This is a genomic window from Lysinibacillus sp. FSL R7-0073 (assembly GCF_038009065.1).
Lineage (GTDB): Bacteria > Bacillota > Bacilli > Bacillales_A > Planococcaceae > Lysinibacillus > Lysinibacillus fusiformis.
The window spans coordinates 44,508-58,237 of sequence record NZ_JBBPAS010000001.1 but is presented as its reverse complement, the minus strand read 5'-3'; the positions used below and the strand labels follow the sequence as shown (position 1 = coordinate 58,237).

9 protein-coding genes, 1 tRNA gene, 3 rRNA genes and 1 other RNA gene are annotated in these 13,730 nt (G+C 42.5%); 3 read left to right on the top strand and 11 right to left on the bottom strand.

Annotated features, from left to right (window positions below; translation table 11 throughout):
- Positions 1–14 precede the first annotated feature (14 nt).
- The 11 genes from MKY88_RS00270 to ffs all read right to left on the bottom strand — a co-directional run bounded on the left by MKY88_RS00270 (position 15) and on the right by ffs (position 11,151).
- A complete protein-coding gene (locus MKY88_RS00270) occupies positions 15–1,439 on the bottom strand; it encodes an aminotransferase class I/II-fold pyridoxal phosphate-dependent enzyme (protein ID WP_445669160.1) in 1,425 nt (474 codons plus the stop codon).
- A 195-nt stretch (positions 1,440–1,634) separates the two neighbouring features.
- Entirely contained in the window at positions 1,635–2,075 is a 441-nt protein-coding gene (locus MKY88_RS00265; RefSeq protein WP_258270515.1) for an SRPBCC family protein, read from the bottom strand.
- 113 nt (positions 2,076–2,188) lie between these two features.
- Positions 2,189–2,304: ribosomal RNA gene (gene rrf / locus MKY88_RS00260) — 5S ribosomal RNA — on the bottom strand.
- Positions 2,305–2,492: 188 nt separating this feature from the next.
- A 23S ribosomal RNA gene (locus tag MKY88_RS00255) occupies positions 2,493–5,420 on the bottom strand.
- Between the two features lie 180 nt (positions 5,421–5,600).
- Positions 5,601–7,152: ribosomal RNA gene (locus MKY88_RS00250) — 16S ribosomal RNA — on the bottom strand.
- The 16S, 23S and 5S rRNA genes sit together here, the layout of an rRNA operon.
- Before the next feature lie 282 nt (positions 7,153–7,434).
- Positions 7,435–7,707 carry a pro-sigmaK processing inhibitor BofA family protein gene (locus MKY88_RS00245; protein WP_008179699.1) on the bottom strand — a complete coding sequence of 91 codons (273 nt, stop codon included), beginning with the start codon at positions 7,705–7,707 and terminating at the stop codon, positions 7,435–7,437.
- A 73-nt stretch (positions 7,708–7,780) separates the two neighbouring features.
- The gene (locus MKY88_RS00240) at positions 7,781–7,996 is read right to left on the bottom strand and encodes a YaaL family protein (RefSeq protein WP_036122003.1); all 216 of its coding nucleotides are present in this window, start codon (positions 7,994–7,996) and stop codon (positions 7,781–7,783) included.
- A gap of 13 nt (positions 7,997–8,009) precedes the next feature.
- Positions 8,010–8,606: a recombination mediator RecR gene (gene recR / locus MKY88_RS00235; RefSeq protein ID WP_036122001.1), complete on the bottom strand. Its 597-nt coding sequence runs from the start codon at positions 8,604–8,606 to the stop codon at positions 8,010–8,012.
- A gap of 11 nt (positions 8,607–8,617) precedes the next feature.
- Positions 8,618–8,932, bottom strand: coding sequence for a YbaB/EbfC family nucleoid-associated protein (locus tag MKY88_RS00230; RefSeq protein WP_069483075.1), 315 nt, complete (start codon positions 8,930–8,932; stop codon positions 8,618–8,620).
- A 20-nt stretch (positions 8,933–8,952) separates the two neighbouring features.
- Positions 8,953–10,740 carry a DNA polymerase III subunit gamma/tau gene (gene dnaX / locus MKY88_RS00225; protein WP_193833520.1) on the bottom strand — a complete coding sequence of 596 codons (1,788 nt, stop codon included), beginning with the start codon at positions 10,738–10,740 and terminating at the stop codon, positions 8,953–8,955.
- Positions 10,741–10,883: 143 nt separating this feature from the next.
- An RNA gene (gene ffs, locus MKY88_RS00220) (signal recognition particle sRNA large type) lies at positions 10,884–11,151 on the bottom strand.
- A gap of 165 nt (positions 11,152–11,316) precedes the next feature.
- Between ffs and MKY88_RS00215 the strand changes: the two genes are divergently transcribed.
- The 3 genes from MKY88_RS00215 to MKY88_RS00205 all read left to right on the top strand — a co-directional run bounded on the left by MKY88_RS00215 (position 11,317) and on the right by MKY88_RS00205 (position 13,676).
- Positions 11,317–11,409, top strand: a tRNA-Ser gene (locus MKY88_RS00215).
- Positions 11,410–11,537: 128 nt separating this feature from the next.
- Complete coding sequence (locus MKY88_RS00210; RefSeq protein WP_193833519.1) at positions 11,538–12,797, top strand: sensor histidine kinase; 1,260 nt, start codon at positions 11,538–11,540, stop codon at positions 12,795–12,797.
- Complete coding sequence (locus MKY88_RS00205) at positions 12,798–13,676, top strand: response regulator (protein WP_008179686.1); 879 nt, start codon at positions 12,798–12,800, stop codon at positions 13,674–13,676. It begins immediately after the preceding gene.
- Positions 13,677–13,730 lie beyond the last annotated feature (54 nt).

Genomic DNA, 13,730 nt, shown 5'->3' with positions numbered 1-13,730 from the left:
TTAATTGCCTCCAACTATTTAATGACCTGAATCATTTTTTCTGTTAAACGGTGATTTCCTTGAAATGTTGCACCTGCTGCTAGTAGTTCTTCTAATTGACTTAATTTTGCTACTGTTATTCTTTCTCCGGGCACTAGCAATGGAATGCCAGGTGGATAAGGAATAATCATACTTGCTGATATTCGTCCCATTGTTCGCATATATGGTAACCATTCTTTATTTAAAGATGCAATCTCATTGAAGGTATAAATAGGCTCTGTTATCGGAATAAACTTATAAGCTGCTTGAGAAGCCTGGCTGCTATCAGTTTTTGCTGTTTCTAATAGCAATGTTACGGCTTCCTTTATTCGGACTCTTATTTCAGCAAATGGATAGGTATGTCCTTGCTTGAGTAATGGTAATATGAATAAAACTTGATTCCTATCAGCTAGCTCCCCATAGACATGCTCTGCCTCTAGTGCCTTCTGTAATTGAAAGCCACTATAATCTTTGACACGTAAAAGTAATTTGAGAGGGTCATCTACTTCAATAACTTCCAAAGAGCCAACCGATCGTAATGCTTCAACCCATTGATTCCTTTTTTCTATTATATATGCCCCATCACTCTCCATATATGTCTGTACATAATAACGAGCATCATCTAGTGAAGCTAATAAAACATAAGATGGGCTACTAGATTGTAGCATACGTAAGTAGTGATGGATTTTTTCAGCTTCTATTAATTCCGATCTCACATGCATAAAGGATGCCATCGTCATCGCAGGTAGTGTTTTATGCGCTGATTGTACGACAACATCTGCCCCAAGAGACAAAGCTGATGGTTGAAATAATGAACATGCACCAAAGTGAGCGCCATGTGCTTCATCCACCAATACAGGGATCCCCTTTTCATGGCAATAAGCAATTTGTTGCTGTATTTCATTAGAGGTCACCCCATAATAAGTAGGATATGTTAAAACAACCGCTTTCGCCTCTGAATAATTTTCTACAGCTTCCTTTAAATCCTGAAAAGTAACATGTGTTGCGGTTAATGTTCGTTCATCCCATATCGGTGACACGAAAATAGGCTTGGCTCCAACAAGTTCGATGGCATGAAAAATAGATTTATGCGCATTCCTTTGAACAATAATGGTATCGCCTTTTTGACAAGTAGCATAAATCATTGCTAAATTTCCAACGGTAGAGCCACCTACCAAAAAGAAACTTTTCATCGCTCCATATGTATCAGCTAATAAATGCTCTGCTTCTAAGATCATTTCCTCAGGATAATGCAAATCATCCAGTCCTGATAATTCAGTTATATCATAACGCATAACATCCTTAAATGCTTGCGGAAGATGAGACAGTTCGCCATGCTTATGGCCTGGGACATGAAAAGAAATATTTTGTTGTTGTCGAAAACGTTCTAATCCCTCTATAATCGGCTTTTTCTTTTGCAAAACAAACACCCATTTTCATTATATTCTCACCTAATTATACGAGATTATAACGCGATAAAAAAGTCATCTCTCAGCAAGGTGCTCTTTATTTACAGGTAAAGTTATAATTTTTCAGGTAAAATGCCTTACTATTATAAAAACCGACCATTGCCACCTCTGCAATAATCGGTTCTCCACCCTTTAAAAATGAAACTATTATTCTTTTGCTACCGTCAAAGCCATTTGTCTAACGAGTTGCTCCACCAATTGTGGAACAAATTTTTCTAATACGGGATTCATCATTCCTGCTAAAAAACCACTGGCCTTCATTGTTAAGCTACCTGTAAGTTGGAGTGATTCATCTTGATGCTGTTTAATTTCAAATGAGCCATCACCATTTATCGGATCAGATAAGCCGACTAAATCAAATAAGACTTGATGCGGTTCTGAAGATTTCATTTGAAGCTCGACTTTCACAGCCTTTTGAATGATGCCAAAGTCACCTTGAAAGACCCAAATCATATTATTTTCATTTAGCAATTCATGATGCAAATAACCTGGTATTAAAACAGCCCACTTTTCTCTATTTTGAATAAAGCTCTCTAACTTTTCTCTCTGTATATAAATTGCTTCACTAGTATATAATCCTGTTGCCACTCTATTTCATCCCCTTTACCCAATTTTTACCATTTGATTTTACCATTGTTTATGCTTACAAAGACAGACAAAAATAAAAACCGCAGAGATAATATATCTCAGCGGTTACAATTGCCTAGCGACGTCCTACTCTCACAGGGGGAAGCCCCCAACTACCATCGGCGCTAAAGAGCTTAACTTCCGTGTTCGGTATGGGAACGGGTGTGACCTCTTTGCCATCATCACTAGACTATAGTCGGCTTTCAATATACATCGCATTTCTTCGTCAGCTTCTGTCGTTCAGTCAGTCACGTACTTGAGTACGCTCCTTCCCTCTCTCCATTGCTTCCTCGAACTACTCGTATCTTGAAACCCTTCATAAAAGAAATTGTTCTTTCAAAACTGGATAAACGGTTCATTGAATGTTTCAAACTTTTTTTGGTTAAGTCCTCGATCGATTAGTATTCGTCAGCTCCATGTGTCACCACACTTCCACCTCGAACCTATCTACCTCATCGTCTTTGAGGGATCTTACTTACTTGCGTAATGGGAAATCTCATCTTGAGGGGGGCTTCATGCTTAGATGCTTTCAGCACTTATCCCGTCCACACATAGCTACCCAGCGATGCCTTTGGCAAGACAACTGGTACACCAGCGGTGTGTCCATCCCGGTCCTCTCGTACTAAGGACAGCTCCTCTCAAATTTCCTACGCCCACGACGGATAGGGACCGAACTGTCTCACGACGTTCTGAACCCAGCTCGCGTACCGCTTTAATGGGCGAACAGCCCAACCCTTGGGACCGACTACAGCCCCAGGATGCGATGAGCCGACATCGAGGTGCCAAACCTCCCCGTCGATGTGGACTCTTGGGGGAGATAAGCCTGTTATCCCCGGGGTAGCTTTTATCCGTTGAGCGATGGCCCTTCCATGCGGAACCACCGGATCACTAAGCCCGTCTTTCGACCCTGCTCGACTTGTAGGTCTCGCAGTCAAGCTCCCTTGTGCCTTTACACTCTACGAATGATTTCCAACCATTCTGAGGGAACCTTTGGGCGCCTCCGTTACCTTTTAGGAGGCGACCGCCCCAGTCAAACTGTCCGCCTGACACTGTCTCCTGCCCCGCTAAGGGGCATGGGTTAGAATTTCAATACAACCAGGGTAGTATCCCACCGACGCCTCCTTCGAAGCTGGCGCTCCGAGATCTCTGGCTCCTACCTATCCTGTACAAGTTGTACCAAAATTCAATATCAGGCTACAGTAAAGCTCCACGGGGTCTTTCCGTCCTGTCGCGGGTAACCTGCATCTTCACAGGTACTATAATTTCACCGAGTCTCTCGTTGAGACAGTGCCCAGATCGTTACGCCTTTCGTGCGGGTCGGAACTTACCCGACAAGGAATTTCGCTACCTTAGGACCGTTATAGTTACGGCCGCCGTTTACTGGGGCTTCAATTCGCAGCTTCGCTTGCGCTAACCACTCCTCTTAACCTTCCAGCACCGGGCAGGCGTCAGCCCCTATACGTCACCTTACGGTTTTGCAGAGACCTGTGTTTTTGCTAAACAGTCGCCTGGGCCTATTCACTGCGGCTCTCATGCGCTTGCACGCTCAAGAGCACCCCTTCTCCCGAAGTTACGGGGTCATTTTGCCGAGTTCCTTAACGAGAGTTCTCTCGCACACCTTAGGATTCTCTCCTCGACTACCTGTGTCGGTTTGCGGTACGGGCACCTCTCACCTCGATAGAGGCTTTTCTTGGCAGTGTGAAATCAGGAACTTCGTCCATACGGACTCGCCATCACAGCTCAACGTTACAGTGTGCGGATTTGCCTACACACACGCCTTACTGCTTGGACGCGCATAACCAACAGCGCGCTTACCCTATCCTACTGCGTCCCCCCATTTCTCAAACGGTGAGGAGGTGGTACAGGAATATCAACCTGTTGTCCATCGCCTACGCCTATCGGCCTCGGCTTAGGTCCCGACTAACCCTGAGCGGACGAGCCTTCCTCAGGAAACCTTAGTCATACGGTGGACGGGATTCTCACCCGTCTTTCGCTACTCATACCGGCATTCTCACTTCTAAGCGCTCCACCAGTCCTTCCGGTCTGACTTCAACGCACTTAGAACGCTCTCCTACCACTGACATCGTAGATGTCAATCCACAGCTTCGGTGAATCGTTTAGCCCCGATACATTTTCGGCGCAGCGTCACTCGACCAGTGAGCTATTACGCACTCTTTAAATGATGGCTGCTTCTAAGCCAACATCCTGGTTGTCTGTGCAACGCCACATCCTTTTCCACTTAACGATTACTTTGGGACCTTAGCTGGTGGTCTGGGCTGTTTCCCTTTTGACTACGGATCTTATCACTCGCAGTCTGACTCCCGTGTATAAATATCTGGCATTCGGAGTTTGTCTGAATTCGGTAAACCGGGATGGCCCCCTAGTCCAAACAGTGCTCTACCTCCAGTATTCTCATCACGAGGCTAGCCCTAAAGCTATTTCGGAGAGAACCAGCTATCTCCAAGTTCGATTGGAATTTCTCCGCTACCCACACCTCATCCCCGCACTTTTCAACGTGCGTGGGTTCGGGCCTCCAGTAAGTGTTACCTTACCTTCACCCTGGACATGGGTAGATCACCTGGTTTCGGGTCTACGACCACGTACTATTTCGCCCTATTCAGACTCGCTTTCGCTGCGGCTCCGCCTTCTAAAGCTTAACCTCGCACGTAATCGTAACTCGCCGGTTCATTCTACAAAAGGCACGCTATCACCCATTAACGGGCTCTAACTACTTGTAGGCACACGGTTTCAGGATCTCTTTCACTCCCCTTCCGGGGTGCTTTTCACCTTTCCCTCACGGTACTGGTTCACTATCGGTCACTAGGTAGTATTTAGCCTTGGGAGATGGTCCTCCCGGATTCCGACGGAATTTCACGTGTTCCGCCGTACTCAGGATCCACTCAGGAGAGAACGAACTTTCGACTACAGGGCTTTTACCTGCTCTGGCGGACCTTTCCAAGTCGCTTCATCTAACTCGCTCTTTTGTAACTCCGTATTGAGTGTCCTACAACCCCAAGAGGCAAGCCTCTTGGTTTGGGCTCTTCCCGTTTCGCTCGCCGCTACTCAGGGAATCGATTTTTCTTTCTCTTCCTCCAGGTACTTAGATGTTTCAGTTCCCTGGGTCTGCCTTCAAGACGCTATGTATTCACGTCAAGATACTACGCGATTAAACGTAGTGGGTTCCCCCATTCGGAAATCTCCGGATCAAAGCTCACTTACAGCTCCCCGAAGCATATCGGTGTTAGTGCCGTCCTTCTTCGGCTCCTAGTGCCAAGGCATTCGCCGTGCGCCCTTAATAACTTAACCAAGTTATTAAGCCTATAAAAAACTTAAAAATAAATGTGTTTGTTACAATTTCAATGTCGTTTTATCCAGTTTTCAAAGAACAAGTTTTGAAGTATTTCATTCAGAAAGAATGAACCTTCAAAACTGAACGCAAAACGTAATCTTACAAACCCAAGGTTTGTATTCCGAAAATATCCTTAGAAAGGAGGTGATCCAGCCGCACCTTCCGATACGGCTACCTTGTTACGACTTCACCCCAATCATCTATCCCACCTTCGGCGGCTGGCTCCAAAAGGTTACCTCACCGACTTCGGGTGTTACAAACTCTCGTGGTGTGACGGGCGGTGTGTACAAGGCCCGGGAACGTATTCACCGCGGCATGCTGATCCGCGATTACTAGCGATTCCGGCTTCATGTAGGCGAGTTGCAGCCTACAATCCGAACTGAGAACGACTTTATCGGATTAGCTCCCTCTCGCGAGTTGGCAACCGTTTGTATCGTCCATTGTAGCACGTGTGTAGCCCAGGTCATAAGGGGCATGATGATTTGACGTCATCCCCACCTTCCTCCGGTTTGTCACCGGCAGTCACCTTAGAGTGCCCAACTAAATGATGGCAACTAAGATCAAGGGTTGCGCTCGTTGCGGGACTTAACCCAACATCTCACGACACGAGCTGACGACAACCATGCACCACCTGTCACCGTTGCCCCCGAAGGGGAAACCATATCTCTACAGTGGTCAACGGGATGTCAAGACCTGGTAAGGTTCTTCGCGTTGCTTCGAATTAAACCACATGCTCCACCGCTTGTGCGGGCCCCCGTCAATTCCTTTGAGTTTCAGTCTTGCGACCGTACTCCCCAGGCGGAGTGCTTAATGCGTTAGCTGCAGCACTAAGGGGCGGAAACCCCCTAACACTTAGCACTCATCGTTTACGGCGTGGACTACCAGGGTATCTAATCCTGTTTGCTCCCCACGCTTTCGCGCCTCAGTGTCAGTTACAGACCAGATAGTCGCCTTCGCCACTGGTGTTCCTCCAAATCTCTACGCATTTCACCGCTACACTTGGAATTCCACTATCCTCTTCTGCACTCAAGTCTCCCAGTTTCCAATGACCCTCCACGGTTGAGCCGTGGGCTTTCACATCAGACTTAAGAAACCACCTGCGCGCGCTTTACGCCCAATAATTCCGGACAACGCTTGCCACCTACGTATTACCGCGGCTGCTGGCACGTAGTTAGCCGTGGCTTTCTAATAAGGTACCGTCAAGGTACAGCCAGTTACTACTGTACTTGTTCTTCCCTTACAACAGAGTTTTACGAACCGAAATCCTTCTTCACTCACGCGGCGTTGCTCCATCAGGCTTTCGCCCATTGTGGAAGATTCCCTACTGCTGCCTCCCGTAGGAGTCTGGGCCGTGTCTCAGTCCCAGTGTGGCCGATCACCCTCTCAGGTCGGCTACGCATCGTCGCCTTGGTGAGCCGTTACCTCACCAACTAGCTAATGCGCCGCGGGCCCATCCTATAGCGACAGCCGAAACCGTCTTTCAGTGTTTCACCATGAGGTGAAACAGATTATTCGGTATTAGCCCCGGTTTCCCGGAGTTATCCCAAACTATAAGGTAGGTTGCCCACGTGTTACTCACCCGTCCGCCGCTAACGTCAAAGGAGCAAGCTCCTTCTCTGTTCGCTCGACTTGCATGTATTAGGCACGCCGCCAGCGTTCGTCCTGAGCCAGGATCAAACTCTCCATAAAAGAAATTTGATTAGCTCAAATTGTTTTGCTGGCATCAATTTTGATGTCCAAATTTTGTTTCGTTCACTAGCAAGCTAGCTACTAAAAAATTTATTGATTACGTTTTGCTTGTTCAGTTTTCAAGGTTCATGTTGTTCGTTGTTGTTTTTTCAACAGCAACTCTTATATAATATCATGTCACCCAAACTGTGTCAACATAAATTTTTTAACAAATTTTCGTTTCAACCAGTTGTATTGGCGACTTCTATAACTATACCATAATATTATTATATTGCAAGCATTTTATAAAATAAATATTAAAGCCGTTATTCCTAGAACCCCCGGAATACCTAAAACGGCAATTGTTAAGACAGAGAAAAGATTAATCGGCACATTATATCCTATATAACCGATACCTAAATGAATCATAAATAATAATAGGAAGGCAAATGCAAATCGAAACCAAAAAACAGATAATCCTTCTAAGATTTTGCCAAGCTTAGCATGTCTTATTATGACATAAAGAAAAAGAAGCCCTACAGGAACACAAATACTCATAATTACTAACCAAGACATATGGTTACCCCCTCAAAAAAATAATTATGAAAGTTTATGTTTCCTGTATTGCTTCTATGAATGGCCAATAGAACTATTTAATTAACACTCTGCGAATTCTAGCTTCTTTAAATAAATAAAAATGAATGCTTTCTGCCGCTTTTCGTTGAGCGATCGCCCCCAGATCATAGTCGTCCATTAATTCTTCTATTATCTTAGCCTGTTGTAAATCCTCTTTTGTTTCTTTTATAAGATTTACGAGCCTATTATCGAACTCTTTTTTTAGCTTTCCTTTACTACGGAAGAACATATTAATCCCTCACTCACAGCTCACGTCGACCTTCCATCGCCTTAGATAACGTTACCTCATCAGCATATTCTAAATCCCCACCTACTGGCAATCCGTGCGCAATGCGGGTCGTACGAATACCTGATGGTTTGACAAGGCGAGATATATACATAGCTGTTGCCTCGCCTTCAATAGTTGAATTCGTAGCTAGAATAAGCTCTTGGACACTTTCATCGTGCAACCGGACCAACAAGGAAGCGACATTAATATCCTCTGGACCAATGCCATCCATTGGTGATATCGCACCTTGTAGCACATGGTACATGCCATTATAGTCACGCATTTTTTCCATCGCAATCACATCTTTTGTATCTTGAACAACACAAATAATCGAATGATCTCGTTGTTTGTCTGTACATATGTGACATGGGTCTACATCCGTAATATTGCCACAAACGGAACAGTAGCTTAAATTTCGTTTAGCATCAACTAATGCTTTAGAAAAAGATAAGACATCTTCTTCCTTCATTGATAACACAAAAAACGCCAGACGAGCCGCAGTTTTCGGCCCGATACCTGGCAATTTCATAAAACTATCGATCAATTTTGATATTGGTTCTGGGTAGTACATATGAATACCTCCTAGAATGGAAGGTTTAAGCCTTGAGTGAATTTACCCATCGTTGAGTTCGTTTTTTCTTCTACCTTTTTTAATGCCTCATTAGTAGCAATAACGATTAAGTCTTGTAGCATTTCAATATCCTCTGGATCTACTACAGATTCATCAAGATTTACTGACACAACTTCACGTTGACCAGACACACTTACTTTTACCATGCCGCCACCTGCAACACCTTCAAATTGCTCTGCATTGAGAGCCTCTTGAGCCTCCATCATTTCCTTTTGCATTTTTTGCATTTTTTTCATCATACCTTGCATATTTCCCATTCCGCGCATACATGTTTTCCTCCTAAAATTTAATCTTCCATAATTTCAACAAAATCTTTACCAAAGAGATTTTCAGCCTCTGTCACAAGTGGGTCCTGTGAGGCAAGTGGCTGAGCATCATCGATAAATGGCTCATCCGACATTTCTGCCGGTGGTGGTTCTAATAATTCCTCACCATTCTCTGATGCAGCTGATGTTTTTTTGTGCTGCATACTATGATCACGGATAAATTCTTCACGCATCTTTAACCAAGATTCCTCTGGTATACAAAGCATCTCGTACATGGTACCAGTTTGTCCGGCAATTAACTGGGTAAAGTGGCCCTTTAAAGACTGATTATCTGCAACCATCTGACAATGAATATCATACTTGAATTTTAACACAAAAGCACTTGAAGATGCCGCAACCGGTTCAGCTTCAGCTAAAAGCGCAGATTGAGATTTTTGCAATTGATTTAGTGCTTGTGCCCAAATCGATTTTATACGTTGAACATCTTGCTTTGTAGCGTCCTTTAGTACCTCTTGAATACGACCTGTCGGAGCCTTATACCCGTTTGGATTTTTAGCACGTGGTCTTTGCTCTTTTGGTGTTTGCGATGCTTGCACAGGAGCCCCAGATTGTAATTGTACGGATAATTGTTGAACCATCTGCTCAAGCGCTACAATTTTTTGAGCAAGATCAGGGCTAATAGCCGTATCGCTCGTTGTAGTTACCGCTTGATTAGCGCTCCCTCCCGAAAACTGTACCATTTTAAGTAATGCCGTTTCTAAATAGATTTTCGTATGGTGAGAAAATCGCATTTCTTGCTGAGTTTTCGCAAGTATATCAATATAGCCATAAAGCATATTCGGTGCAAATTCATGCGCCAAGGATAATACACGTTCCTCAGGAGACACGAGCTCTAATAATTCAGCTAAATCATCACTTGTTTGAAGTAATAATAAATCACGGAAAAATGTAATTAAATCTTCTGAAAGACGCAGTGGATCTTTACCATCAGCAATTAGTTGTTCTAATAGCGCAAGCATTTGTGCAACATCTTTCGCTTTGAGTGCCTCGGCTAAATCATAAAAAACATCCTGACTTATTGAACCTGTAACTAGCAATGTATCCTCAAGCTTTAGCTTCTCTCCGCTGAAAGATACTACTTGGTCCAATAAACTTAAAGCATCACGCATTCCCCCTGCAGCAGATTGCGCTATTACCTTTAAGCCTTGCTCTTCATACGGCAGCTCAATATCTTCTAAGACAACTTTCATACGTTCAATAATATCATTGGTAGAAAGTCTTTTGAAATCAAAGCGCTGACAACGAGAAATAATTGTTGCAGGCAATTTATGAGGTTCTGTTGTTGCTAAAATAAATACTGCATGAGGAGGCGGCTCTTCTAATGTTTTCAAAAGAGCGTTAAAAGCACTTGTAGAAAGCATATGCACTTCATCAATAATGTACACCTTGTATCTGCTGCTGGCAGGAGCAAAACGAACTTTTTCTATAATATCTCTAATCTCTTCAACACGTGAATTTGAAGCTGCGTCAAATTCAATGACATCTGGATGCGAACCGTCCGTAATACTTATACATGTAGCACATTCGTTACAAGGCTCTTTCGCAGGCGCATGTTCACAATTTAAAGCTTTTGCAAAAATTTTAGCTGTACTTGTCTTCCCTGTACCACGTGGCCCAGAAAAAAGGTAAGCATGCGTCGTTTTATTCGCTAGGAGAGCATTTTGTAGCGTTCTTTTGACATGCGCTTGACCGGACATCTCTCGAAAAGATTGCGGCCGATACACACGGTAAAATGCTTGATACGTCACTGTTTTTCTCTCTCCTTCTCCATTAAATAGAATAGTCTTATTATAGCATTTGCTGTCTTATATATAAAATGAAGTTACTAAATAAAAAATAAAAAAAGCACCCGCCTTATAGTAGACGGATGCTTTGAGTTGGCAATTTAATGCCGTGCACCTTTCCTTGACAGCCGCACATAAGCGTTACTCCTGTCGTTAGCTCAGATTAGGCAACCCCGCGGCACATGGATATGACCACTTAATGCTGCTTCCTTCCGGACCTGACATGGTTCATGGGTATCCATTGCGCAGGACCCAATCGTCAACACTACGTGCAGAAGGCAGACCAAACAATACGGACAGCCTCGAAAAAGGAATTCAGTCTCGCTAGAGCGGATTGCGAGTTACAGGACACCGCTACCTTCCCACCTAGCACGGCAATAACTAGTATACTGACTGTTTGTATAAATTGCAACTTAATGCACAAATTATTTATTACCTATGTATTTTTAACATCACAATATTTTGTAAAAAAATTATTGACTTGGGTTTTAAGTTATGATAAATTTATTTTTGTCGAAAGACAGCAAAGCAATATAACATGGAGGTATACCCAAGTCTGGCTGAAGGGATCGGTCTTGAAAACCGACAGGCGGGTAACACCGCGCGGGGGTTCGAATCCCTCTACCTCCTCCAGTTTTTAATTTCCGACTACGAATGTAGCCGTTTTTTTTTTGCCAAAATTGTATGTATGACTTGTTAAATACCACTTCCGTCTCGGTTGTGGTATTTTTTTATTATATCGCTTATGGGAGGTTGTCAAATTGCCATCGAAAAAAAATATAGCTCGCACTTCCCTCACTTGGGTTATTTTGATTGCTGTTTTGACCGCAATTGGTAGTGAAATTAAAATTATGCCGTTTGCCAATACGACATTTCGCTTTGGTTTAGGCACCATTATCTTTTTCTTATGCACATTAATTAAACCCACTCCCATTATTTTAGCTGGGTTTGCTACAAGTATAGTGACAATCATTTTTCGTGTTTTTAATTCCTATTTACACGATATACCCGTATTAGAGAGCATATTTAACCATTTACCAGCAGGATTATTTTATGTATTGTTTGCTATATGCCTACAAATTTTAGATGTTCAAACATATAGAGAAAAACCACTAAAGCTTGGTTTACTCGTCGCTTTTAGTGAGGTCATTAGTAACTTAGCCGAACAAATTTTCCGGTTTTTTGTACAAACTTATACATTTTTATTTCTTCACGACCTTTTGATCCTATTAGCAGTGGCCTTATTACGAAGCTTTTTTGTAGTTGGTATATATAGCTCTATATTGATCGCCGAACAAAAAAAACGTGTACAAGAGATGCTGAATATTGGATCTGACCTCTACGTTGAGACTCTGTATTTAAAAAAATCCATGAACCATATTGAAACCATAACAGCTAGCGGTTTTGAATTATATCGGCAATTAAAAGCTCAAGGATATCGAGCGGAAAGCTTGCAAGCTCTTCATATTGCCCAGGAAATTCATGAAGTGAAAAAGGATTCACAACGCATCTATGCGGGCATTTCAAAGATTGTTGGTGAGAGAAGCTTCGGGCCTTTTATATTATCAGAATTATTACATTATATTGAAGACGGCAATAGTAAGTACGCTGAATTACTTGGGAAGAATATACAGTTTGAAACAAGTATAGACTTCGATTTTCAAACAAAGGAACATATTGCACTGCTTGCGCTTTTAAATAATTTAACTGCCAATGCAGTGGAGGCTATCGAAGAACAAGGTATCATTTCTATTGCTATTCAACGACAAGAGGATAATACTGTAGTAACAATATGTGACAATGGAAAGGGAATTTCACAAAATGATTTTTCTATTATTTTTGAACCTGGATTTACCACAAAATATAATGTAGAAGGTGTCGCAGCTACTGGGATTGGCCTTTCACATGTTGCTGAACTAATAGAAAAATTAAAAGGCTCCATAACCGTTGAATCAAACAATCAATACACAACGTTTAAAATCATAATTCCTACGCAAACTATTCAAACGGGAGAGACTTAAATGAGGTATTTTATTGTAGACGACGATCGCGCAAGTCGTGTCATGTTAAAACAAATTATTGAAGATAGTGGGTTAGGTACAGTGATTGGCGAAGCTCGCAATGGAGAGGATGCCATACCACAAATTTTAATGACCCAGCCTGAGATTGTGCTAATCGATTTACTGATGCCAAAGCTTGATGGTATAGCAACAGTCGAACATCTTATTCAAAATCGCTTTGAGGGTCAATTTATAATGATTTCTCAGGTTGTGAATAAAGAAATGGTTGGTGAGGCTTATGAGCAGGGAATAGATTTCTTCATTCATAAACCGATTAACCGCATTGAGGTTGAAAATGTTTTGAAAAAAACTACAGAACAATTTCGGCTGAAAAATTCATTGTTAGTTATTCGTCAATCACTTACAAATATTGAATTAAGTGAGCAAAAAGCAAATAAAGCAACTTCACGAGACCATATTCAGTCCATATTAAATGATATGGGTATTGTCGGTGAGATTGGGAGCGAGGATATTATAGCTATTATCGAAACTTTACTTGCTCATCAGCATAAGATTGCACCCCTCCCTCCATTAAAGGAGCTTTATGAAGAAATCGCTGCTGTAACAAAGGCTACACCTGATGACATTTTAAAGGAAAGTAAAGCCATAGAACAGCGTGTGCGCAGAACGATATTAGCTGCCATGATTAATCTTGCAAACTTAGGTGTTGTCGATTACACCAACTCTGAGTTTGAATACTATGCCCCTCGCTACTTCGATTTTAAAGAAATTCGTCAACTCATGACTCAGATTGAAGACCATGACAATCGTAAAGCAAAGGTAAATATTAAGAAGTTTATTCAAGTGCTATATTCAGACATTTTAACAAAATTAAATTAATTTTCTCGGATTTTGTCGGATTCCATAAGTCCTCCGTATTATTAAAGTAAGGCG